Origin of the sequence: Cupriavidus taiwanensis, from assembly GCF_900250115.1 — a bacterium.
GTDB lineage: Bacteria > Pseudomonadota > Gammaproteobacteria > Burkholderiales > Burkholderiaceae > Cupriavidus > Cupriavidus taiwanensis_B.
This window is the reverse complement of record NZ_LT984804.1, coordinates 821,301-844,306: the sequence shown is the minus strand read 5'-3', so window position 1 is coordinate 844,306 and position 23,006 is coordinate 821,301. Positions and strand designations below refer to the sequence as shown.

Below are 23,006 nucleotides of genomic sequence, written 5' to 3'. Positions count from 1 at the left end.
TTCCTTACAGACAACGGCGCTGGCACAATCTATTCTCCTGTCGCAATTGGAATCCCCCACAACAAGGAGAATGCAATGAAATCCGTCCTGGCCCTTCTGGTCGCGTGCAGCGCGCTGCTCGGCGGCTGCGTGGTCGCCCCTTACGACACCTACGGCGACGGCCCGCAGGGCTGTCCGCCGGGACAGGCCAAGAAAGGCAACTGCCGCGTCGACCCGTACGGCAACGAGTCATTCTGCCCCCCGGGACAGGCCAAGAAGGGCCGCTGCTAAGCCGGCCCGGGGGTTGCACCGGCCGGGCCGGCAGCCGGACAATGGCGGCTGCGGACATCCCTTCCTGCAGGAGCGCGCCATGCCACCCCGGTCCCTGCCCCGCCGTCGCCTTGCCCTCTTTTGCCTGGCCGCCCTGCTCGGCGCCTGCGCCACGCTGCAGCCGGAACAGACCGGCCGGCAGATGATAGGCAGCCCCGAAAGTGCCGTGCGTCAGACTTTCGGGCCGCCCACCGAGACCCACCGCCTGGCCGACGGCACCACCCGCTGGCTGTGGTCGCGGCAGCCCTTCGGCCATGAGGTCTACGCCGCCGATTTCGACGCCGCGGGCAGGCTGACCCGCTACCGCCAGATGCTGACCGAGGCCGAGATCTATCGCGCCGAGGTCGGGGTCTGGACCAAGCAGGACGTGCAGCAGCACTTCGGCCTGCCACGCGAGCCGGTGCAGTATTACCCGTTGATGCAACGCGAAGCCTGGTCCTGGCGCATGTACAAGGACGGCCTGCAGACCGCGCACTTCAGTTGCTACTTCGACCATGCCGGCGTGTTGCGCCAGACCATGATCATCGTCGATCCGCTCGGCGGCGACGCGCGCCGCGCGCGCTGACGCCGCCGCCGGTGCCAATGCCGGCAGCAGGGGCTCCCCGGCCCCGGCGCCGTTTTGCGCGCAGAATGGAGGCGATGCGGCAATGCCCGCCAACCCTCCATGCGGAAACCCGACGTGACCACAGCCATCCTGCTCGAGAACATCCACCAGAGCGCCAACGCCCGGCTGGCCGAAGCCGGCCTGCAGGTCGAGCGCCGCACCGGCGCGCTGGCCGGTGCCGAACTGCGCCAGGTGCTGGCCGATCATGACGTGATCGGCATCCGCTCCGCCACCCACCTGCGCGCGGACGATATCCGCAGCGCGCCCGGGCTGCTCTCGATCGGCTGCTTCTGCATCGGCACCTCGCAGGTCGACCTCGACGCCGCCACCGCCGCCGGCATCCCGGTTTTCAACGCGCCCTTTTCCAACACCCGTTCGGTGGCCGAGCTGGTGGTCGCCGAAGCGGTGATGCTGCTGCGCCGGATCCCCGAGAAGAACACGCTGGCGCATGCCGGCAAATGGGCCAAGGGCGCCACCGGCGCGTTCGAGACGCGCGGCAAGACCATCGCCATCGTCGGCTACGGCAATATCGGCTCGCAGGTCGGCGTGCTGGCCGAATCGATGGGCATGCGCGTGGTCTATTACGATGTGCTCGCGCGGCTCTCGCACGGTTCGGCCCGCGCCGCCGGCTCGCTCGAAGAAGCGGTGTCGCAGGCCGAGGTGGTGACGCTGCACGTGCCCGCCACGCCGCGCACGCGCAACATGATCGATGCCAACATCCTTGCCGCCTTCAAGCCGGGCGCGATCCTGATCAATGCCTCGCGCGGCAGCGTGGTCGACATCGCCGCGCTGGCCGCGGCGCTGCGCGAGCAGCGGCTGGGCGGCGCGGCCATCGACGTGTTCCCGGAAGAACCCAAGACCAACCAGGACCCCTTCACCAGCGAACTGCAGAACCTGCCCAACGTGCTGCTGACCCCGCACGTCGGCGGCAGCACCGAAGAGGCACAGGAGAACATCGGCACCGAGGTCGCGGCCAAGCTCGCGCACTTCCTGGCCACCGGCGGCACCATCGGCGCGGTCAATTTCCCCGAGGTCGATCCCGGCCCGCTGCATGCGCCGGCGCGCCTGCTCAACGTGCACGGCAACGCGCCCGGCGCGCTGGCCGCACTCAACACGCTGCTGGCGCAGGAAGGCGTCAACATCACCGGCCAGCATCTGCAGACGCGCGGCCACACCGGCTACGTGGTCACCGACCTCGACCGCGCGCCATCCGCGCAGCTGATGCAGGCGCTGCAGACGCATGCCGGCTTCGCGCGCTCGCGGCTGATCCTGCGCGGGGCGGCCTAGCACTGGCCAGGGCCGTCGACCATGGCGCTGGCCATGGTCGCGACCCGCTCGCTTTAATCTCCACCAAACTGTCTGAAATCCCAAAAATGCTCTGAAGCAGTGACTATGCTGAATGCAGCCCACGCGCGCACTGGTGGGCCTGCACGGTACGCGATGACAATGGCGGCCCGCGTCGGCGCCGCACCAACAATCGTGAGGTCAGACATGTCGCTTGAACGGAGCAGGAAGGCCGCCGCCATGGTCGCGCGGCTCGCCGCAGCCACGCTGCTGTTGACCGCGGCGATCGGCAGCGCGGCAGCGCAAACCGGCACCATTACGTTCCTCGGTGCGATCACCAACCCCTCGTGCGGATTCCGCCCGTCGGCGGGCCTGGTACAGGCCAGTTGCCACCAGCCTTCCGGCCAGATCGTCTCGGCGCCCTTCGCCGTGGCACCGCACCAGCCGGCCGGCCCGACGCGCATCGGCGTGGCCAGGCTGGAACTGCAACCCGCCCGCGCCGGCAAGCCGAGCGCGGTGCCGGCCTACCTGGTCGTGGTGACCTATCACTAGATGACATATCCGGCCGACTGCCTGGCGCCGGCTACCGCAACCGGGGGATCGGGCGGCCCGCGTTGCGGCCCATGCCGCATCCCGCGCCGCCGCCGGCCGCCCCGCCGCGAGTGCAGTCTTGACACCTTCGCATGTGCTGCCTTTAATGATGTAACGCATCGGGCCACACCTGCTCCCATTTTTGCCGAGGACGTCAACTGCGATGGAAACCGGTGATACCCACGATCCGCAACGCAAGCAAGAAGAACTGCGCAGTTTCCTTTTCCTGACCGCCGTGATGGTGCCGGTGCTGTCCGTCATCATCGTCGCGGGCTATGGGTTCATTGTCTGGATGACCCAGCTGATCAGCGGACCGCCGTCGCACTAGGCGCGGCCCGTGCAGGCCCGGTGCGGCAGGCCCGCCGCCGCCGGGGCATTTGACGGATAAAAACAAGCTGCAGCACAGACTGAAACGGCATCGAACCGGAGCTTGCGCATGCCCGCCGCCAGACGTGCCATCCCCATCCAGCCACTGCCGGCGAGCGCAGAGTGGCATATTGCCGGCATCGTGGTCCACGCCCTTCCCGACAGGCTGGCGCAGGTGCGTGCGGCGATCGAAGCCATCGCCGGGGCCGAAATCCATGCCGTCAGCGACAGCGGCAAGCTGGTGGTCACCCTCGAAGCGCCCAGCTCGCGCGCCATTGCCGCGCACCTGACTTTCCTGCACCAGTTCGACGGCGTGCTGTCGGCGGCACTGGTCTACCAGCACAACGAAGACGCCGAGGCCATGCACGAGGCCGTGAATCCCGCAATGAACGAGGAGGCAGGCACATGACCATCTCTCGTCGTGACTTCATCAAGCAGACCGCTGTCGCTGCGACGGCATCGGTGGCCGGCGTGGCGCTGCCGGCCGGGGCCGCCAACATGGTCACAGACAGCGAAGTGACCAAGCTGAAGTGGTCCAAGGCGCCGTGCCGCTTCTGCGGCACCGGCTGCGGCGTGACGGTGGCGGTGCGGGACAACAAGGTGGTGGCGACCAACGGCGATCCGCAGGCCGAAGTCAACAAGGGCCTGAACTGCGTCAAGGGCTACTTCCTGTCCAAGATCATGTACGGGCAGGACCGCCTGACCCGGCCGCTGCTGCGCATGAAGAACGGCAAGTACGACAAGAACGGCGAATTCGCCCCGGTCAGCTGGGAGCGCGCCTTCGACGAGATGGAACTGCAGTTCAAGCGCGTGCTGAAGGAAAAAGGCCCGACCGCGGTGGGCATGTTCGGCTCGGGCCAGTGGACCGTATGGGAAGGCTATGCCGCGTCCAAGCTGTACAAGGCCGGGTTCCGCTCCAACAACATCGACCCCAATGCACGCCACTGCATGGCATCGGCCGTGCAGGGCTTCATGCGCACCTTCGGCATGGACGAGCCGATGGGCTGCTATGACGACTTCGAAGCCGCCGACGCCTTCGTGCTGTGGGGCTCGAACATGGCCGAGATGCACCCGATCCTGTGGACCCGCATCACCGACCGCCGCCTGAGCCATCCGAAGACGCGCGTGGCGGTGCTGTCGACCTTCACGCACCGCTCGTTCGACCTGGCCGACATCCCGGTCATCTTCAAGCCGCAGACCGACCTGGCGATGATGAACTACATCGCCCACTACATCATCAAGAACAACAAGGTCAACAAGGACTTCGTCAACAAGCACACCGTGTTCAAGGAGGGCGTGACCGACATCGGCTATGGCCTGCGCCCGGAACACCCGCTGCAGAAGGCGGCCAAGAACGCCGCCGATCCGGGCGCCGCGCGCCCCATCAGCTTCGACGACTTCGCGCGCTTCGTCGCCAGGTACGACGCCGATACCGTCAGCAAGCTGTCGGGCGTGCCCAAGGCAAAGCTCGACCAGCTGGCCGAGCTCTACGCCGACCCCAATATCAAGGTGATGTCGCTGTGGACCATGGGCTTCAACCAGCATACGCGCGGCAGCTGGGCCAACAACATGGTCTACAACCTGCACCTCCTGACCGGCAAGATCGCCACCCCGGCAACAGCCCGTTCTCGCTGACCGGGCAGCCGTCGGCGTGCGGCACCGCGCGCGAGGTCGGCACCTTCTCGCACCGGCTGCCGGCCGACATGGTGGTGACCAACCCCAAGCACCGCGAGGAAGCCGAGCGCATCTGGAAGCTGCCGCCCGGCACCATTCCTGACAAGCCCGGCTACCATGCCGTGCTGCAGAACCGCATGCTCAAGGACGGCAAGCTCAACGCCTACTGGGTGCAGGTCAACAACAACATGCAGGCCGCCGCCAACCTGATGGAAGAAGGCCTGCCGGGCTACCGCAACCCGCAGAACTTCGTGGTGGTGTCCGATGCCTATCCCACCGTGACCGCGCTGGCGGCCGACCTGATACTGCCCAGCGCGATGTGGGTGGAGAAGGAAGGCGCCTACGGCAACGCCGAGCGCCGCACGCAGTTCTGGCACCAACTGGTCGATGCGCCGGGCGAGGCGCGCTCCGACCTGTGGCAGCTGATGGAGTTCTCCAAGCGCTTCAAGGTCGAGGACGTGTGGCCCGCCGACCTGATCGCGAAGAAGCCCGAATACCGGGGCAAGACCCTGTTCGACGTGCTCTACCGCAACGGCCAGGTCGACAAGTTCCCGCTCAAGGAGATCGACCCCGACTACCACAACGCCGAAGCCAACGCCTTCGGCTTCTACGTGCAGAAGGGGCTGTTCGAGGAGTATGCCACCTTCGGCCGCGGCCATGGCCATGACCTGGCCCCTTTCAACACCTATCACGAGGCGCGCGGCCTGCGCTGGCCGGTGGTCAACGGCAAGGAAACGCGCTGGCGCTACCGCGAGGGCAGCGACCCGTACGTCAAGGCTGGCACCGGCTACCAGTTCTACGGCCACCCCGATGGCAAGGCGGTGATCTTCGCCCTGCCCTACGAGCCGCCGGCTGAGTCGCCGGACCAGGAATATCCGTTCTGGCTGGCCACCGGCCGCGTGCTCGAGCACTGGCACTCCGGCTCGATGACGCGACGCGTGCCCGAGCTGTACCGGGCCTTTCCCAACGCGGTGGTGTTCATGCATCCCGAAGACGCCAAGGCCATGGGCCTGCGCCGCGGCGTCGAGGTCGAAGTGGTGTCGCGGCGCGGACGCATGCGCTCACGGGTCGAGACCCGCGGCCGCGACGCGCCGCCGCGCGGGCTGGTGTTCGTGCCGTGGTTCGACGCCAGCCAGCTGATCAACAAGGTGACGCTGGACGCCACCTGCCCGATCTCGCTGCAGACCGACTTCAAGAAGTGCGCGGTCAAGATCGTCAAGGTCTAGGCCCCAACCTAACAGGGAGACGCCATGAAGCCAAGCCGATCCTGGATGCCGCTGCTGGCGCTGTGCGCGCTGCTGCTGGCGCTGCTGGCGCCGCAGGCCCCGGCGCGCGCGCAGGGCGTGGTCGACGCGATGCGCGGGCCCACGCCGATCGCCAATGAAGCCAAGGCGCCGCTGCTCTACCCCACCGAAAACAAGGACATCCGCCGCACCCGCAACTACACCATGCAGCCGCCGACGATTCCGCACAAGATCGACGGCTACCAGCTGGACAAGGACTTCAACCGCTGCATGTTCTGCCACGCGCGCACCCGCACCGAAGAAACCCAGGCGATCCCGGTCAGCATCACGCACTACATGGACCGCGACAACAACGTGCTCGCCGACGTGTCGCCGCGCCGCTACTTCTGCACCCAATGCCACGTGCCGCAGGCCGACGCCAAGCCGCTGGTGGGCAATACCTTCATCGATGTCGAGCAGATGCTCAAGCGCAAGCCCGGCGCCAAGGGCTCGTCCAACTAGCCGGTACGCGCCATGCTCGACCTGATCAAGCGTTACTGGCGAACCATCAACCGGCCCAGCGCGTATTTCAGCCTGGGCTTCCTGACGCTCGGCGGCTTTATCGCCGGGGTGGTGTTCTGGGGCGCGTTCAACACCGCGCTGGAGCTGACCAACACCGAACAGTTCTGCACCGGCTGCCACGAGATGCGCGACAACGTCTACCAGGAGCTGCAGGGCACCATCCATTTCACCAACCGCAGCGGCGTGCGCGCCAAGTGTTCGGACTGCCATGTGCCGCACAACTGGACCACCAAGATGGCGCGCAAGATGCAGGCCTCCAAGGAGGTCTGGGCCAAGATCTTCGGCACCGTCGACACCCGCGAGAAATTCCAGGCGCACCGGCTTACGCTGGCCCAGCACGAATGGGCCCGCTTCAAGGCCAACGATTCGCTGGAATGCCGCAACTGTCACGACTACCAGTCAATGGACTTCACCCGGCAGAGCCCGCGCGCGCAGGCCATGCATTCGACCTACCTGGCCAACAAGGAGAAGACCTGCATCGACTGCCACAAGGGCATCGCCCACCATCTTCCCGACATGTCCAAGGCCGAGGTGAAATGACGCCTGCCGCCGCGTCCGTGCTCCGTGCCAGCGGCCTGGCGGTGTCGCGTGCCGGCCGCCCGGTCCTGCAAGGCCTCGACTTGGGCCTGGCGCCGGGCGGATTGCTGCAGGTGCTGGGCGCCAACGGCAGCGGCAAGACCACGCTGCTGCGCGTGCTGTGCGGCCTGGCCAGCGCCGATGCCGGCACGCTGCAATGGCATGGCCGCCCGCTGCGCGCCGCCGATCCGGAGTTCCAGCAGGCGCTGGCCTACCTCGGCCACGCCAACGGCATCGACATCGACCTGACCCCGGCGGAGAACCTGCGCTTTGCCGCCCGCCTTGCCGGCCGCCATGCCGATGCCGGCCGGCGCGCCGACAGCATCGCGCGCGCGCTCGCCGCCCATGCGCTGGAGCGCGTCGCGCACGTGCCGGTGCGCACGCTGTCGCAAGGGCAGCGGCGCCGCGTCGCGCTGGCGCGGCTGGCGCTGGCGCCGCGCACCCTGTGGCTGCTGGACGAACCGGTCACCGCGCTCGATGCCGACAGTTGCGTGCGCTTCCAGCGCCAGCTGGACGCGCACCTGGCCGCCGGCGGCATGGCCGTGATCGCCACGCACCAGCTGCTGCCCGGCGGCGGCGCGGTGCTGCGCCTGGACCGGCCGGCGGCATGACGGACATGCTGCGCGCGCTCGCCGCGATCGTCGCGCACGATGTCTCGCTGTCGTGGCGGCGGCGCGGCAGCCTGCTCGGCGGCGTGGTGTTCTTTGTCATGGCCGCGAGCCTGTTCCCGCTGGCGATCGGCCCCGAGCCGCAGCAGCTGCGCGCGCTGGCGCCGGGCATCCTGTGGGTGACGGCGCTGCTGGCCTCGATGCTGTCGCTGTCGCGCCTGTTCGCGCAGGAGCATGCCGACGGCAGCCTGGACCAGCTGCTGCTGTCGCCGCATCCGCTGGCGCTGCTGGTGCTGGCCAAGATCGCCGCGCACTGGCTTGCCAGCGGACTGCCGCTGCTGGTGCTGACGCCGCTGCTGGCGCAGCAATACGGGCTGCCGTCCGGCGCCGCGCTGTTGCTGGCGGCATCGCTGCTGGTCGGCACGCCGGCGCTGAGCCTGATCGGCGCGGTGGGCGCGGCGCTGACGCTGGGCCTGCGCGGCGGCGCGGTGCTGCTGTGCATCCTGGTGCTGCCGCTGTGCGTGCCGGTGCTGGTGTTCGGTGCCGGCGCCGCGGCCGCCGCCGATGCCGGGCTCGACGTGACGGCGCAGTTCTCGCTGCTGGGCGCGTGCCTGGCGCTGTCGCTGTTGCTGTGCCCGCTGGCCGCCGCCGCCGGGCTGCGCATTGCCATGGAGACCCCGGCATGAGCCAGCCGCTGCCCTCGTTGCCACAGCGCATGCCGTCGCAAGCCCGCGCCCGCCGCGGCTGGCTGGCCTATGCCGCGCCGGTGCGCTTCTATCCGCTGGCCGGGCGCATGGCCCCGTGGTTCTTCGCCGCGGCGGCGCTGTGCGCGGTGGCCGGCTTGTGGACCGGCTTCGGCGTGGCGCCGGCCGATGCGCAGCAGGGCGAGGTCTACCGCATCATCTTCATCCATGTGCCGGCGGCATGGATGTCGATGTTCATCTACCTGGTCATGGCGGGCTACTGCGCGCTGGCGCTGGTACTGCGCACGCGGTTGTCGTCGATGATGGCGTCGGCGCTGGCGCCGACCGGCGCGCTCTTCACCGTGCTGGCGCTGTGGACCGGCGCGCTGTGGGGCCAGCCCACCTGGGGCACGTGGTGGGTGTGGGACGCGCGGCTCACCTCCGAGCTGCTCCTGCTGTTCCTGTACCTGGGCTTTATCGCGCTGGAAGCCGCCATCGACGAGCCGCGCCGCGCCGAGCGCGCGTGCGCGGTGCTGGCGCTGGTGGGCGTGGTCAACATCCCGGTGATCTATTTCTCGGTGCAGTGGTGGAACACGCTGCACCAGGGCGCCTCGGTCAGCCTGACCGCGGCGCCGTCGATGGCCGCCACCATGCTGGCCGGCATGCTGCTGATGACGCTGGCCTGCTGGATGTACACGGTGGCGGTGGCGCTGGTGCGCGTGCGCTGCATCCTGCGCGAGCGCGGCGACGTGCCGCACGGCCCCGCCATGGTTACCGGAGAGAGGTCATGACGCTGTCCACGCTGCTGCCCTACGGGCACCACGGCATCTTCATCGCCGGCGCCTTCGGTGCGAGCGCGCTGCTGCTGGCGCTGGAACTGGCGCTGCTGGCGCGCCGCTGCCGGGCCACGCGCCGGCGCCCGGATCCGGAAGCCGGCCAATGACACCGCGCCAGCGCCGCTTCGGGCTGCTGGCCGCGGCGCTGGCCTGCTGCGGCATCGCGGCGGCGCTGGTGCTCAATGCCTTCCGCTCCAACCTGGTGTTCTTCTTCAGCCCGAGCCAGGTGGCCGCGCGCGAGGCGCCGGTGGCGCGCAGCTTCCGCCTGGGCGGGCTGGTCGCGCCGGGCTCGATCCGGCGCGAGGGCGACGGCATGACGGTGCGCTTCGTCGTGACCGACAGCGCGCGCGAGGTCCCCGTGCAGTATCGCGGCCTGTTGCCCGACCTGTTCCGCGAAGGCAAGGGCGTGGTCGCGCGCGGCCAGCTGGGCGCCGACGGCACCTTCATCGCCAGCGAGGTGCTGGCCAAGCACGACGAGAACTACATGCCGCCCGAAGCCGCCGATGCGCTCAAGCAGGCCGGCCAGGCCAACCCGCGCATGGCCGGCGCCATGGCCGCGCAGGAGCTGCGCCGGTGATCGCCGAGCTGGGCCACTTCACGCTGATCGTCGCCCTGCTGGTGGCGCTGGTGCAGGCGGTGGTGCCGCTGGCCGGCGCCGCGCGCGGCCGGCTGGCATGGATGGCGCTGGCGCGCCCGCCGCGCGCGCGCAATGCGTGCTGGTGGCGCTGTCGTTCGCCGCGCTGACCTGGTGCTTCGTCGACCACGACTTCAGCGTGCGCTACGTCGCCGCCAACGCCAACAGCGCGCTGCCGCTGGCCTACCGCATCGCCGCGGTGTGGGGCGGGCACGAGGGCTCGATGCTGCTGTGGACGCTGATGCTGGCGCTGTGGTCGCTGGCGGTGTCGGTGTGGAGCCGGCAGCTGCCGCTGGCCGCGGTGGCCCGCGTGCTGGCGGTGATGGGCGCGATCAGCGCCGGCTTCCTGGCGTTCCTGCTGTTTGCCTCCAACCCCTTCGTGCGGCTGCTGCCGCCGTCGATGGAAGGCCGCGACCTCAACCCGCTGCTGCAGGATCCCGGCATGGTGTTCCACCCGCCGCTGCTGTACATGGGCTACGTCGGCTCCTCGGTGACCTTTGCCTTTGCCGTGGCGGCGCTGCTGGCCGGGCGCGTCGACGCGGCGTGGGCGCGCTGGTCGCGACCGTGGACCACGGTGGCATGGGCCTTCCTGACGCTGGGCATCATGCTCGGCAGCGCCTGGGCCTACTACGAGCTGGGCTGGGGCGGCTGGTGGTTCTGGGACCCGGTCGAGAATGCCTCGTTCATGCCCTGGCTGGCCGGCACCGCGCTGATGCATTCGCTGGCGGTGACCGAGAAGCGCGGCGCGTTCCGCGCGTGGACCGTGCTGCTGGCGATCTTCACCTTCTCGCTGAGCCTGCTCGGCACCTTCCTGGTCCGCTCGGGCGTGCTGACCTCGGTCCACGCCTTTGCCGTGGACCCCAAGCGCGGCATCTTCATCCTGGCGCTGTTGGGGCTGGTGACCGGGCTGGCGCTGGCGCTGTATGCCTGGCGCGCGCCGGCGCTGGCGCGCCGCGTGAAGTTTGCGGCGGTGTCGCGCGAGTCGATGCTGCTGGCCAACAACGTGCTGCTGGCGGTGGCCGCCGCCACGGTGCTGCTGGGCACGCTCTACCCGCTGCTGGTCGATGTGCTCGGCCTGGGCAAGATCTCGGTCGGCCCTGCCTATTTCGAGCAGGTGATGGTGCCGCTGATGGCGCCCGCGGTGCTGCTGATGGGCGCCGCGCCGCTGGCGCGCTGGCGCCACGGCGACCTGCCCGGCATGGCGCGCCGGCTGCGCTGGGCCGCGGTGGCCAGCGCGGCGCTGGCCCTGGGGTTGCTGCTGGCGCTGCGCAATGCCTCGGCGCTGAGCGGGCTGGGGCTGCTGCTGGCGGCCTGGTGCGTGCTGAGCGCGGCGGCCAGCGTGGCGGCGCGGCTGCAGCACCAGCGCGGCCGCCGGCTGGCGGCGCTGCGCCAGTTCACGCCGAGCTACTGGGGCATGCTGCTCGCGCACGCCGGCGTGGGCGTCTTCATCGCCGGCGTGACGCTGGTGTCCGGCCAGGAAAGCCTGCGCGAATTGCCGCTGCGCGCCGGCGACAGCGTCGGCGTGGGCGGCTATGACTTCCGCTTTGCCGGCGTGACGCAAGCCGGCGGCCCCAACTACGAAGCGCTGCGCGGCACGCTGGTGGCTTCGCGCGACGGCCGGCGCGTGGCGGTGCTCCATCCCGAGCGCCGCATCTACCGCAGCCAGGACCTGCCCACCACCGAAGCGGCGATCGACAGCGGCGTGACGCGCGACCTCTACGTGGCGCTGGGCGAGCACGTCGGCAACGACGCCGCGGGCAGCGCCTGGGCCGTGCGCATCCACGTCAAGCCTTTCGTCGGCTGGATCTGGGCCGGCTGCGTGCTGATGGCGCTGGGCGGACTGCTGGCGGTGTGCGACAAGCGCTACCGGCTGCGGCGCCGCGCCACCGACGCGGTCAACGCGCCGGCCGCAACCGATGCGCCCGCGGTGCCGGCATTGAGCCCGGTCCGCGAGGAGACGCCCGCATGACACGCTTCCTGCTGCCGCTGGCCGCCTTCCTCGCCCTGGCGGTGGCGCTGGCCGCGGGGCTGCGCCACGATCCGCGCGCGCTGCCGTCGCCGCTGGTGGGCAAGGTCGCGCCGGCATTCCAACTGCCCCTGCTGGCGCCCGAGGGCCGCACGCTGGCCAGCGCCGATCTGCGCGGCAAGGTCTGGCTGCTCAATGTGTGGGCCTCGTGGTGCGCCGCCTGCCGCACCGAGCATCCGCTGCTGGTGGACTTTGCCGGGCGCGCGCCAGTGCCGCTGTACGGCCTCAACTACAAGGACGAAGCCGGCGCCGCGCGCGACTGGCTGCGGCGGCTGGGCGACCCCTATGCCGCGTCACTGGTCGACGCCGACGGCCGGGTCGGCATCGACTACGGCGTCTACGGCGTGCCGGAGACCTTTGTCATCGACCAGCATGGGGTGGTGCGCTACCGCCAGGTCGGCCCGGTCACGCGCGAGGTGCTGGAGCGCAAGCTGATCCCGCTGATCGAGCAGCTGCAGCGGCAGGGAGATGGCCATGCGTAGCCGCGCCCTCGCCGCGTGGCTCGCCGCGACCCTGTGCGGCGTGGCGCTGCAAGCGGCGGCGCTGAGCGAAGCCGAGCTCGACGCGCGCGTGCATGCCTTGTCCGCCGAGTTGCGCTGCCTGGTCTGCCAGAACCAGACCCTGGCCGACTCCAACGCCGAGCTGGCGCTGGACCTGCGCCGCCAGATCCGCGCGCAGCTGCGCGACGGCGCCAGCGACGCGGCCATCAAGGATTACCTGGTGCAGCGCTACGGCGACTTCGTGCTGTACCAGCCGCCGCTGCGGCCGCTGACGTGGCTGCTGTGGTTCGGGCCGCTGCTGCTGCTGGCCGCTGCCGTGGCCGCGATCGTGCGCGCGCGCTCCCGCATAGCCGCGGCCGGCATCCCGACCGACCAGCCACTGGACGCAGCCGCGCAACACCAGCTGGCGGACTTGCTCGACACCGCGACCACGGAGCGTCGCCCGCCATGACCACCTTCTGGCTGCTGGCCGCGGCGCTGATCGGCGCCGCCACCCTGTGCCTGCTCTGGCCGCTGTTGCGCCGCGGTGCGCCGTCCGACTCCGCCACGCCCGCGCGCGCGCTGCTGGTCGACCTCTACCACGACCAGTTGCGCGAGCTGGACCGCGACCTGCACGCCGGCACCCTGGGCGCGGCGCGCCATGCCGAAGCCCGCGCTGAGCTGGGCCGCCGGCTGCTCGACGAGGCCGCCGGCAGCGCCACCGCTCCGGCCAGCGCGCGCCCCGCGCCGCTGCTCGCCGCGCTGCTGCTGGCCGCGTTGCCCAGCGCCGCGATCCTGCTCTACCTGCATCTGGGCAACCCGGTGGCGCTGTGGCGGGCCGACGACCTGCCCGCGGCCAGCGGCAGCGAGCACCAGCTCAGCGGCGCGCAGGTCGAGGGCATGGTGAACCAGCTGGCGCAGCGCCTGCGCGAGGCGCCCGGCGATGCGCAGGGCTGGGCCATGCTGGCGCGTTCGTACAGCGTGCTGGAGCGCCATGCCGACGCCGCGGCCGCCTACGCGCGCGCGGTCGAGCTGGCGCCGGACGTGGCCGCGCTGCGCTCCGACTACGCCGACGCGCTGGCCACGCTGGGCGGCGGCGTGCTGGACGATGCGCCGATGGCGCAGGTGCGCCAGGCGCTGGCGCTCGACCCGACGATCCCAAGGGCCTGGCGCTCGCCGCCAGCGCCGCGGCGGCGCGCGGCGACAAAGAGGCGGCGATCGGCTACTGGGAACACCTGTACCGGCTGCTGCCGGCGGACTCGCAGACCGCGGCGCGCATCGCCGCCAACCTCGCGGCCGCGCGCGGCACGCCCGCCGCGGCGCCGGCCGCGGCCATCAGCGGCATGGTGACGCTGAGCGAGCGGGCCGGACGCGCGCCGCAAGCGGGCGATACGCTGTTCGTCTATGCCCTGCCGGTGGACGGCGCGCGCATGCCGCTGGCGGTGCTGCGGCGCTCGGCGCGCGACCTGCCGCTGTCGTTCACGCTGGACGATGCCATGGCGATGCGCCCGACCACCGGCTCTCGGGCCAGCGCCAGGTCATGCTGGAAGCGCGGATTTCCGCCAGTGGCAGCGCCTTGCCGCAGGGGGGCGACCTGGTCGGCCGCACCGGGCCGGTGGCGGTCGGCAGCGAAGGCATCCGCATCGCCATCGACAGCAGCATCGGAGGCAACGCGGCGCCATAGCGGCTCAGGCAGGCAAGCTCGCCCTCAGGTTGGCCAGCATGTCGGCCACCATCTCGCGCAGCCCGTACCGCGCGCGCCAGCCCCAGTCCGCGCGCGCGACCGCGTCGTCGATCGAATCCGGCCAGCCTTGCGCGATCGCCTGGCGATAGTCCGGCTCGTAGCGGATCTGGAAGTCCGGCACCTGCGCGCGGATGGCCGCGGCGATCTGCGCCGGCGTAAAGCTCATGCCGGCGATGTTGTAGCTGCCGCGCTCGCTCAGCCGGTCCGCCGGCGCTTCCATCAGTTCGATGGTGGCGCGGATGGCATCGGGCATATACATCATCGGCAGAGCCTCGTCTTCGCGCAGGAAGCAGGTGTAGGGCTCGCCCTTGACCGCCGCATGGAAGATATCGACGGCATAGTCGGTGGTGCCGCCGCCGGGCGGGGTCTTGTGCGAGATCAGGCCGGGATAGCGCACGCTGCGCACGTCGACGCCATGGTTGGCGTGGTACCAGCGGCACCAGCCCTCGCCCGCCTGCTTGGAGATGCCGTAGACCGTGGTCGGCTCCATCACGGTCTGCTGCGGCGTGTGCGCGGCCGGCGTGGTCGGGCCGAAGGCGGCGATCGAGCTGGGCCAGAACACCCGCTCCAGCCCGTTCTGCCGCGCCAGCTCCAGCACGTTGAGCAAGCTGGTCATGTTGAGGTTCCAGGCCCACTGCGGGGCCTTCTCGCCGGTGGCGGACAGCGCCGCGGCCAGCAGGTAGACCTGGGTGATGCCATGGCGCTCGACCACCGTGGCCAGCTCGCCGCGGTCGGTGGCGTTGAGCATCTCGTGGGTCAGCTGCACGTGGCGGCCGGTGGGCACCACGTCGGATGTAATGACGTTGGCGCGGCCGTAGCGCTCGGCCAGCGCCAGCGCCAGCTCGGAGCCGATCTGGCCATTGGCGCCGACGATCAGGATTTTCGGTTTGGCATCCGCCATCAGATCAGCCCCAGTTCTCGGCCGGCGTGGCCGAAGGCGTCCAGCGCCGCCTGCAGCGTGGCCTCGTCATGCAGCGCGCTCATCTGCACGCGGATGCGCGCCTGGCCCTTGGGCACCACCGGGTAGAAAAAGCCCACTACGTACACGCCCAGCTCCAGCAGCCGCTGCGCCAGCTGCTGCGCCTTGTCGGCGTCGTAGACCATGATCGGGATGATGGGGTGGTCGCCGGACTTGACGTCGAAGCCCAGCCGGCCCAGCCCGGCGCGGAAGAACTTCGTGTTGCGCTCGAGCCGGTCGCGCAGTTCGGTGCTTCCTTCAAGAATATCGAGCACCGCGATCGAAGCGCCCACGATGGCCGGCGCCACGGTATTCGAGAACAGATACGGCCGCGAGCGCTGGCGCAGCAGCGCCACCACTTCCTTGCGCGCACTGGTGAAGCCGCCCGAGGCGCCGCCCAGCGCCTTGCCGAGCGTGCCGGTGATGATGTCGATCTTGCCGAACACGCCGCGCGCCTCGTGCGTGCCGCGGCGCTGGCCCATGAAGCCGGTGGCATGGCATTCGTCGATGCCCAGCAGCGCGCCATACTCGTCGCACAGCGCGCGCATCTGGTCCAGGCGCGCCACGGTGCCGTCCATCGAGAACACGCCGTCGGAGAACACCAGCGTGTAGCGCGCGCCGTCGGCCCGGGCCTGCTCCAGCTGCGCGCGCAGGTCGTCCATGTCGTTGTGCTGGTAGCGGTAGCGCCGCGCCTTGGACAGGCGGATCCCGTCGATGATCGAGGCATGGTTGAGCGCATCGCTGATGACCGCGTCTTCCGCCCCCAGCAGCGTTTCGAACAGCCCGCCGTTGGCATCGAAGGCCGAGCCGTAAAGGATCGTGTCCTCGGTGCCGAGGAAGGCCGACAGCCGCGCCTCCAGCGTCTTGTGCAGGTCCTGGGTGCCGCAGATAAAGCGCACCGAACTGAGGCCGAAGCCATGCGTGCGCAGCGCTTCGTGCGCGGCCTCGATCACGCCCGGATGCGACGACAGGCCCAGGTAGTTGTTGGCGCACAGGTTGATGACCTCGCGGCCATCGCTGGTGCGCACGCGCGCGCCCTGCGGCGTGGCGATCACGCGCTCGTTCTTGTACAGCCCGGCGTCGCGGATGGATTGCAGTTCGTCGCGGATGGACGCATAGAACGCCTGGGCATTCGGCATGGCTTGGCTCCGTTGGGTCGAGGGTGTGCTGGCTGGTGTGCTACGATCCGATCGATAAATCGAACGCGTTCTGTATATCGAACGTTTTGCGCAATATAACGAACATCATTCCATGACGCAAGCCCTGGTCCAGACCCCGCAGGCCGACGGGCCGCCCGCCGTCGGCATGGCGCTGCAGGCGCTGCGCCAGCAGCACCGGCTCTCGCTCGACGAACTGTCGCGCCGCGCGGGGGTGTCCAAGTCGATGCTGTCGCAGATCGAACGCAACCTCGCCAATCCGACCGTCGCGGTGCTGTGGCGCCTGGCCAATGCGCTGGGCGTGAACCTGGCGGATTTCCTGGCCGGCGGCAGGCGAGCGCGCCGGCGGCGGCATCACCGTGGTCCAGCCGCACGCGATCCCGTCGCTGAAGAGCCCGGACACGCGTTGCGACCTGCGCATCCTGGGCCCGATCGAACTGGCCGGGCGCTTCGAGTGGTATGAGCTGACCATCCAGGCCGGCGGCGTGCTGGCCTCCGAGCCGCACGAGGCCGGCACCCAGGAACACCTGTCGGTGCTGAGCGGATCGATGACGGTGCGCGCGGGCGCCGATGAGAAGAAGCTGCGGCACGGCGAGACCGCGCGCTATGCGGCCGATGTCGCACATGCGATCTCCAATGGTGGCAAGACCACCGCCACCGCACTACTGGTTGTAGTGCATCCGGGGTAAGGCGGGCAAGGAAGGCCGCGCCTCCCGCCTATCCGGCCAGGGATGTTCAGCGGGCGCCGAACAAACGCTTCATACGCTCCCACAGCACGCCGAAGAACATTGTCACCGGGTTCAGGCGCACGGCCTGGTTGCGCTCGGCCTCGCTGAGCGTAGGGTCCATCCTGCGCGACACCGCCTTGCCGAAGTCGGCGATCATCCGCCGCACGAAGTCGCGCACCAGCCCCGAGCGCGAGAACTGGGCAGCGGCCCTTGCAGCGAATACTGCAGGTCGACCTCGACTTCGGTCTCGCCGGCGGACAAGGCCTTGAGCGCATAAGCGATATCGCCCGCGGCCTTGGAATTGCTGAGCGAGTCCTGCCCCGCCCCTTTCAGCACGCCGCGCTGGTTTGCATCATCGCGCTGCAGGCGCGCGGCGCCCTCGAACCTCGCCGACATGGGGCCGAACTTGATGGCGATATGGCCCTTGACCTTGTCCCCGGCCACTTCCGTCAGCACCGCGCCGGGCAGGCAGCCCGCCACGGCCGGCAAGTCCGCCATGAAGGCCCATACCTGGTCCAGTGCATAGGGCACGGCGAAGCCGCCTTCGATGCGCGACCAGCCCTTGCGGTCGGCCGAGCGCTCCGGCTCGGCGCTGCCCGCCGCGGCAAGGTGCGGCTGCGTGCCGAGCGCCTCGTCGGCGACCGTGAAGCCCGCGAACGGCAGCGGTGCGGCGGCCGCGCCGGCGTGCCGCGCGATCACGCCGGCGGCCGCGCGACGCGCGTCCAGCACCGAACGGATCGCGGCGACGATGCCCATATAGCCGGTGCAGCGGCACAGGTTGCCCGACAGCTCGTGGCGGATGGTGGCTTCGTCGGCATCGGGCAGGCGCACCACGATATCGCGCGCGGTGGCCAGCATCCCGGGCGTGCAGTAGCCGCACTGCAGCGCGTGATGCCGTTGAAGGCCGCGCGCAGGTCGGCCATGACCGGGTCATCCTCGTAGCCCTCCACCGTGACGATGTCCGCGCCCTGGCAGGCGGCGGCGAAGGTGATGCACGAGCGCACCGGCTTGTCGTCCACCAGCACGGTGCAGGCGCCGCACACGCCGTGCTCGCAGCCAAGGTGGGTGCCAGTCAGGCGATGCGTGTCGCGCAGGTAGTCGCCAGGTGCGTCCGGTCCGCGCACGCGCCGGACACCCGGCGGCCGTTGACAGTGAATTCGATGGTCTGCACGGGACGCTCCTCAGTTCAGCAATTGCGTGACGCAGCGCATCACGACGGTTCGGTACAGCTTGCGGTCGATGGCGTCCTTGCCCGGCGCGGCCTGCGCGACGGCTTCGGCAACTGCCTCGGCAGTCAGCGCGGCCGCGCCCTGCGCCGCCACGGCGCGCGTCAGGCCGGGCAGCACCATGGGCGGACCGTCCAGCGCGCCCAGGACGATGCGGCCGAAGCGGCGGCTGGCGTCGAAGTAAGCGGCGCAGCTGGCCTCGGCGAATTCGCCGGTCTTGCGGCACAGCTTCTGGTAGCCCCAGCGGCTGTGCGCGGTCTTCGGCGGCACCCGCACTGCGGCGATCAGCTCGCCTTCGGCCAGCACGGTGGTGTAGGCGCCGATCATGAACGACTCCATCGGTACTTCGCGCATGCCGGCCGCGGATGCGATCTCGATGCGCGCGCCCAATGCGGTCATTGCCACGACCCAGTCGGCCGCCGGATCCGCATGCGCTAGGCTGCCGCCTACGGTGCCACGATTGCGGATCGCCCGATAGGCGATGCCGCCGGCAACGGCCTGCAGCATGGTGCCGCGCAGCGGTTCGAACACGCCGTCCTCGATCTGCGCGTGGGTGACGCAGGCGCCGATGCGGATGCCGTCAGCGGCTGCAGTCACGTCGCGCAATTCGCGCAGCGCCGACACATCGACCACCGTATCGGGCCGGGTCAGGCGCAGGTTCAGCATCGGCCCCAGCGATTGCCCACCGCCCATGGCCTTGGATACATCGGTACCGCGCCCAGGCGGGACAGCGCCTCCGGCAGCGAGCCGGGCGCGTGGTAGGAAAATGCAACGGCTTTCATCGGTCAGGCAGCCTTCCGGTTATGCGCATCGGCCTCGGCCGCATCCAGCGCCTCCAGGAGCTTGCGCGGCGTCAGCGGCGTCTCCTTGAGCTCGACGCCGAAATCGCGCAATGCGTCATTGACGGCATTGAAGATGGCCGCCGGCGGCGCGATCGCCCGCCCTCGCCCATCCCCTTGGCGCCGAACTCCGTATGCGGTGACGGCGTCTCGAAATGATGGATGCGGATCGACGGGATCTCGGTCGGCCCGGCAGCATGTAGTCCGCCAGCGTCGACGCCAGCGGCTGGCCATTGCCATCGTAGTGCATGGCTTCGAACATCGCGGTGCCGATGCCCTGCGCCACACCGCCGTAGGTCTGCCTTCCACACCATCGGGTTGATCATGGTGCCGCAGTCCTCCACCACCACGTAGTCGAGGATCTCGACGTGGCCGGAGTCGATATCGACTTCCACCGCCACGGCATGCGTGGCGTAGGTGAAGCTGCCGGTATCGACGGCAGGCTTGAAGCCATCGTGACTTCCAGCCCTGCGCGTCGACGTCCGGCGGCAACAGGTGCGGGTTGATGTACCAGGCGTTGGCGATGCGTGCGATATCGGCGGTGCCTGCATCCCCGCCCGCCACGGCGCCGTCCCGGAACGCCACGGCATCCTGCGGCTGGCCGAGCATGTGCGCGCCGATCTTCAGTAGGCGCGGCAGCAGCGCCTTGCAGGCACGCGACACCGCGCCACCGGACATCACCAGCGAGCGCGACGCATACGTGCCGGTCGAGAACGGCGTCAGGCCGGTATCGCCGTGCACGACCTTGATCCGCGCGATGTCGATGCGAGGATCTCGTGGGCGATCTGCGCGAAGGTGGTCTCCATGCCCTGCCCGTGCGAATGCACGCCCACGCGCACCTCCAGCCCGCCGTCCGGCGTGATGCGCACCGTCGCAGAATCGAAGCCCGGGATCACCGGCGTGCCCCACGCGGCGAACACCGAGGTGCCGTGCGCCGATTGCTCGGTGTAGGTGCCGAAACCCACGCCGACATAGGTGCTGCCTGCGGCCCCGCCTTCTGGCGCGCACGGATCGCGGGCAGGCCGATCATCTCCATGGCCTTGCGTACGCTGGCCGGATAGTCGCCGCCGTCGAAATGCTTGTTGGTGACGTTGACATAGGGCATGGCCTCGGGCGGCACCAGGTTTTCGCAGCGCACCTCCCACGGCTCGCGTCCCTTCGCGGGCGATGGCGTCGATCATCAGCTCCATCGCAAAACAGACCCGGTACGCGCCACGCCGCGATAGGGCACGAAGCCCGGCTTGTTCGTCGCCACGCAAGTGGTTTCGCAGCGGTAGCCCTCGAAGGCGTACGGCCCCGGCAGGTTGCCGATCGCCTGCCCCGGTTCCAGCCCGATGGTGAACGGCCACACGGAATAAGCCCCGCATCGATCTCGATCCTTGCATCCAGCGCCAGCAGGCGGCCGCGCGCATCGGCATACGCGGTCAACTCGTAGTGGTGCTCGCGCGAGTTTGCGCCGGCGGTCAGGTGCTCGCGCCGGTCTTCGATAAAGCGGAACGGGCGCTTGTAGGTCAGCGCCAGCCACGCGATGCACAGTTCTTCCTGCTGCAGCACGCACTTATAGCCGAAGGCACCACCCACGTCGGGCGAAATCACCGCACGCGCTCCTGCTCCAGCCCCAGGCAGTGCGCCAGGATCGTGCGGATCATGTGCGGCACCTGCGTCGCGCTGTAGACCACCAGTTGGTCGAACTGGTGGTCCCAGTAGGCCAGCACTGCCTTGCCTTCCATCGGCACCATGCACTGCCGCGCGAGGTCGATCTGGCGGCGCACCACCACCGTGGCCTCGCGCCGGCGCGTCTCGAAGTTCTTGTCGGCGCTCAGCGCCAGGAAGGTATTGTCGCGCCAGTGCTCGTGCACGCGCACCTCGCCGGCAAGCTGGCGGGCCTGCGTCACGTCGGCCAGCGCGGGCAGTTCGTCGAACGACACGGCGACCTGCTCGGCGATATCCTCTGCCTCGGCGCGGGTGGGCGCGAACGCCATCGCCACCGGCTCGCCGACGAAGCGCACCTTGCCGCTGGCCAGTGGCGGCTGTGCCGAGGGCTGGTAGGACGGGAAGGCCGAATCGGCGACGATGTCGCTGGCCGCCGTCATGTCTTCACGCACGATCACGCGGCGGCGTGCCGGGACGGCTTGGTCACCGATAGCAGCCGGGCGTGCGCAACCGGGCTGCGCAGGAACGCGACTTCCTGCAAGTCCGGCATGGCGATGTCCGCGACGAAGCGGCCCTTGCCGTGCAGATGACGGGCGTCTTCCTTGCGCGCCACGCGCGCGCCGACTCCCTGGCCGCGCGCGCTTTCCGGGTGATCCGGTTCGATCGACGATGTCATTGCCTTGTCCGTTCCGATGATAAGCGTGGCTTATTCAGCATACTGACCAAAATCCTATGAAAATGCGGGCGGCCCTGTCAATTGCGGCTTTACCGCATCCCGGCAGCCCGTCATGCCTTGCGGGACCTAGTCCACGCCGATGGCGGCAAGCCCTCCGCCCGCGTGGCGACCGTTGCGTATTTCTGCGCCATGTCGAACAGGTTGGCCTCGTGCGGCGCCAGCGCGCGTCGCCCACGCAGTCGGACAGCACCAGCGGGCGGAAGCCGTACTGCATCGCATCGACCACGCTGGCACGCACGCAGCCGCTGGTGACGGCCCCGGCCACAAGCAGCGTGCGCACGCCGCGCTGCGTCAGCCACGCCGCCAGCGACGTGCCGAAGAACGCCGACGGCACGGTCTTGCGCACCACCAGTTCGCCAGGGCGCGGGGCCAGATCTGCCACGATGGCGCTGTTGAAGGCTTGCTCCTTCAGCGTCAGCATGTTCGGCACCTTCATCGAGAACACGTTGTGGTCGGCGTCGTCGGCATACACGATGCGGCTGTGCGCGACGGGCCAGCCTTCGCACCGCGCCACCGCGAGCAGCGGCACGGTATTGGCAATGGCCTCGCGGATATTGCCGCCGCCGAAGACCGCCGGATCGGCGAAGCCGTTGACGAAGTCCACGATCAGCAGCCCGAAGGGGCCGGCCAGCTCGAGCGTATTGCCAAAGCCCTGGCGCTGGTACGCGCCGATTTCCTTGTGCATCACGACTTGTCCTCCGGGTAGCGGAAGCCGTCGGTCACCTTGCCCGCGGTCACCACGTCGACGCCGTCCAGGCGCACGGTGCAGCGGCGCACCGGGATGTCGATATGGCAGGCCGTAGTGCGATGGCCGCCGGCCTCGTTGTTGGGGCCAAGCGAAAACAGGAAGTTGCCCTCGAACGCGCGCGCATCCATGCGATGGTGGCCTCACGGTCGTACAGGCCCAGCGTCGACCAATGCGCGCGCGGCTGCAGGCCCCAGCCGATATGCGAGATCGCATAGGCTTCGGGATCGTTGAACGACGCCATGTATTCGCTCAGCAACTCCGCATGGAGCCCGCCTTCGATGCGCGTCGCAAAGCCTGCTTCCACCGTCAGGCGGATCGGCTCGGTGACGTAGGTCTTCTGCGGCAGCAGGATGTCGCCCTTGTCCAGCACGATGGTCCCGTAAGCGGCGCCTTCATTCGGCCAGGTCAGCGCGAAGCCGCTCGGCCAGTGGTCCCACCGCCCGGCTCGTCAACAAAGCCATACTCGCTGATCGCGGGGAATTCCCCCAGCGGGCAGCGCAGGTCGGTGCCGGCGGGCGAGACCACGTGCATTTCCCTTGCGCTTGCCAGGCGTTGCGAAGCCGCTTCACGCGTTCGCGATCGGCCTCGCAAGGCACCATGCGCGCCAGCACCTCGGGCGGCTCGACGGCCAGCAGGATCCTGGTTCCGCCTGCAGGATCTCGTGCTGCTCGGCGAGAACAGCAGCGTCATCAGATCCACACCAGGTCGCTCGCCTTCAGCGCGGCGATGGCCGCCGGGTTGC

The 23,006-nt window shown here is 69.6% G+C and carries 18 protein-coding genes and 9 pseudogenes; 20 read left to right on the top strand and 7 right to left on the bottom strand.

Annotated features, from left to right (window positions below):
• The first annotated feature begins 75 nt into the window (after window positions 1-75).
• From CBM2586_RS20620 to CBM2586_RS32680, 19 genes and pseudogenes are all read left to right on the top strand, one after another.
• On the top strand, window positions 76-270 hold the full coding sequence (locus CBM2586_RS20620; protein WP_115665166.1) for a hypothetical protein: 195 nt from the start codon (window positions 76-78) through the stop codon (window positions 268-270).
• A gap of 79 nt (window positions 271-349) precedes the next feature.
• The gene (locus tag CBM2586_RS20615) at window positions 350-874 is read left to right on the top strand and encodes a hypothetical protein (protein WP_115665167.1); all 525 of its coding nucleotides are present in this window, start codon (window positions 350-352) and stop codon (window positions 872-874) included.
• A gap of 99 nt (window positions 875-973) precedes the next feature.
• Window positions 974-2,200 (top strand): phosphoglycerate dehydrogenase, encoded by a 1,227-nt coding sequence (serA, locus tag CBM2586_RS20610; RefSeq protein ID WP_115665168.1) that lies wholly within the window; start codon window positions 974-976, stop codon window positions 2,198-2,200.
• 204 nt (window positions 2,201-2,404) lie between these two features.
• Window positions 2,405-2,749: a hypothetical protein gene (locus tag CBM2586_RS20605; protein ID WP_115665169.1), complete on the top strand. Its 345-nt coding sequence runs from the start codon at window positions 2,405-2,407 to the stop codon at window positions 2,747-2,749.
• A 202-nt stretch (window positions 2,750-2,951) separates the two neighbouring features.
• Window positions 2,952-3,116 (top strand): periplasmic nitrate reductase, NapE protein, encoded by a 165-nt coding sequence (gene napE, locus CBM2586_RS20600; protein ID WP_115665170.1) that lies wholly within the window; start codon window positions 2,952-2,954, stop codon window positions 3,114-3,116.
• Between the two features lie 108 nt (window positions 3,117-3,224).
• Entirely contained in the window at window positions 3,225-3,563 is a 339-nt protein-coding gene (locus CBM2586_RS20595) for a chaperone NapD (RefSeq protein ID WP_115665171.1), read from the top strand.
• Window positions 3,560-6,054, top strand: a pseudogene (gene napA, locus CBM2586_RS20590) (periplasmic nitrate reductase subunit alpha). The gene CBM2586_RS20595 and the pseudogene napA overlap by 4 nt, the downstream one beginning before the upstream one ends.
• A gap of 24 nt (window positions 6,055-6,078) precedes the next feature.
• On the top strand, window positions 6,079-6,573 hold the full coding sequence (locus CBM2586_RS20585; protein WP_115689496.1) for a nitrate reductase cytochrome c-type subunit: 495 nt from the start codon (window positions 6,079-6,081) through the stop codon (window positions 6,571-6,573).
• Window positions 6,574-6,585: 12 nt separating this feature from the next.
• Window positions 6,586-7,173, top strand: a complete 588-nt coding sequence (locus tag CBM2586_RS20580) for a cytochrome c3 family protein (protein ID WP_112775016.1) — start codon at window positions 6,586-6,588, stop codon at window positions 7,171-7,173.
• A complete protein-coding gene (gene ccmA, locus CBM2586_RS20575; RefSeq protein ID WP_240987978.1) occupies window positions 7,170-7,820 on the top strand; it encodes a cytochrome c biogenesis heme-transporting ATPase CcmA in 651 nt (216 codons plus the stop codon). The genes CBM2586_RS20580 and ccmA overlap by 4 nt, the downstream gene beginning before the upstream one ends.
• Before the next feature lie 5 nt (window positions 7,821-7,825).
• Window positions 7,826-8,503, top strand: a complete 678-nt coding sequence (ccmB, locus tag CBM2586_RS20570) for a heme exporter protein CcmB (protein ID WP_115666470.1) — start codon at window positions 7,826-7,828, stop codon at window positions 8,501-8,503.
• On the top strand, window positions 8,500-9,291 hold the full coding sequence (gene ccmC / locus CBM2586_RS20565) for a heme ABC transporter permease CcmC (RefSeq protein WP_115665173.1): 792 nt from the start codon (window positions 8,500-8,502) through the stop codon (window positions 9,289-9,291). Before ccmB ends, ccmC begins: the two co-directional genes overlap by 4 nt.
• Window positions 9,288-9,443 (top strand): heme exporter protein CcmD, encoded by a 156-nt coding sequence (gene ccmD, locus CBM2586_RS20560; RefSeq protein WP_115689492.1) that lies wholly within the window; start codon window positions 9,288-9,290, stop codon window positions 9,441-9,443. Before ccmC ends, ccmD begins: the two co-directional genes overlap by 4 nt.
• Window positions 9,440-9,913 (top strand): cytochrome c maturation protein CcmE, encoded by a 474-nt coding sequence (ccmE, locus tag CBM2586_RS20555; protein WP_115665175.1) that lies wholly within the window; start codon window positions 9,440-9,442, stop codon window positions 9,911-9,913. The genes ccmD and ccmE overlap by 4 nt, the downstream gene beginning before the upstream one ends.
• Window positions 9,910-11,939 (top strand): annotated as a pseudogene (locus tag CBM2586_RS20550) (heme lyase CcmF/NrfE family subunit). The gene ccmE and the pseudogene CBM2586_RS20550 overlap by 4 nt, the downstream one beginning before the upstream one ends.
• Entirely contained in the window at window positions 11,936-12,478 is a 543-nt protein-coding gene (locus tag CBM2586_RS20545) for a DsbE family thiol:disulfide interchange protein (RefSeq protein ID WP_115689488.1), read from the top strand. The pseudogene CBM2586_RS20550 and the gene CBM2586_RS20545 overlap by 4 nt, the downstream one beginning before the upstream one ends.
• A complete protein-coding gene (locus tag CBM2586_RS20540; RefSeq protein WP_172583358.1) occupies window positions 12,471-12,947 on the top strand; it encodes a cytochrome c-type biogenesis protein in 477 nt (158 codons plus the stop codon). Before CBM2586_RS20545 ends, CBM2586_RS20540 begins: the two co-directional genes overlap by 8 nt.
• On the top strand, window positions 12,944-13,825 hold the full coding sequence (gene ccmI / locus CBM2586_RS20535; RefSeq protein WP_240991480.1) for a c-type cytochrome biogenesis protein CcmI: 882 nt from the start codon (window positions 12,944-12,946) through the stop codon (window positions 13,823-13,825). Before CBM2586_RS20540 ends, ccmI begins: the two co-directional genes overlap by 4 nt.
• Window positions 13,819-14,159 (top strand): annotated as a pseudogene (locus tag CBM2586_RS32680) (c-type cytochrome biogenesis protein CcmI/CycH). The gene ccmI and the pseudogene CBM2586_RS32680 overlap by 7 nt, the downstream one beginning before the upstream one ends.
• A gap of 4 nt (window positions 14,160-14,163) precedes the next feature.
• Here CBM2586_RS32680 and CBM2586_RS20530 read toward each other — a convergent pair.
• Together CBM2586_RS20530 and kbl are read right to left on the bottom strand one after the other, a co-directional pair.
• On the bottom strand, window positions 14,164-15,120 hold the full coding sequence (locus tag CBM2586_RS20530; protein WP_115665180.1) for an NAD-dependent epimerase/dehydratase family protein: 957 nt from the start codon (window positions 15,118-15,120) through the stop codon (window positions 14,164-14,166).
• A complete protein-coding gene (gene kbl, locus CBM2586_RS20525) occupies window positions 15,120-16,316 on the bottom strand; it encodes a glycine C-acetyltransferase (RefSeq protein WP_115689494.1) in 1,197 nt (398 codons plus the stop codon). Before kbl ends, CBM2586_RS20530 begins: the two co-directional genes overlap by 1 nt.
• A gap of 112 nt (window positions 16,317-16,428) precedes the next feature.
• Between kbl and CBM2586_RS20520 the strand changes: the two are divergent.
• Window positions 16,429-17,023 (top strand): annotated as a pseudogene (locus tag CBM2586_RS20520) (helix-turn-helix domain-containing protein).
• A 46-nt stretch (window positions 17,024-17,069) separates the two neighbouring features.
• On the opposite strand, the pseudogene CBM2586_RS20515 reads toward CBM2586_RS20520, so the two are convergent.
• The 5 pseudogenes from CBM2586_RS20515 to CBM2586_RS20495 all read right to left on the bottom strand — a co-directional run.
• Window positions 17,070-18,233, bottom strand: a pseudogene (locus tag CBM2586_RS20515) (xanthine dehydrogenase family Fe-S subunit).
• A 10-nt stretch (window positions 18,234-18,243) separates the two neighbouring features.
• A pseudogene (locus CBM2586_RS20510) lies at window positions 18,244-19,070 on the bottom strand (FAD binding domain-containing protein).
• Between the two features lie 3 nt (window positions 19,071-19,073).
• Window positions 19,074-21,456 (bottom strand): annotated as a pseudogene (locus CBM2586_RS32565) (xanthine dehydrogenase family protein molybdopterin-binding subunit).
• 110 nt (window positions 21,457-21,566) lie between these two features.
• Window positions 21,567-22,201 (bottom strand): annotated as a pseudogene (locus tag CBM2586_RS20500) (isochorismatase family protein).
• A pseudogene (locus CBM2586_RS20495) lies at window positions 22,201-23,006 on the bottom strand (2,5-dihydroxypyridine 5,6-dioxygenase); the annotation flags it as partial. The pseudogenes CBM2586_RS20500 and CBM2586_RS20495, both read right to left, overlap by 1 nt.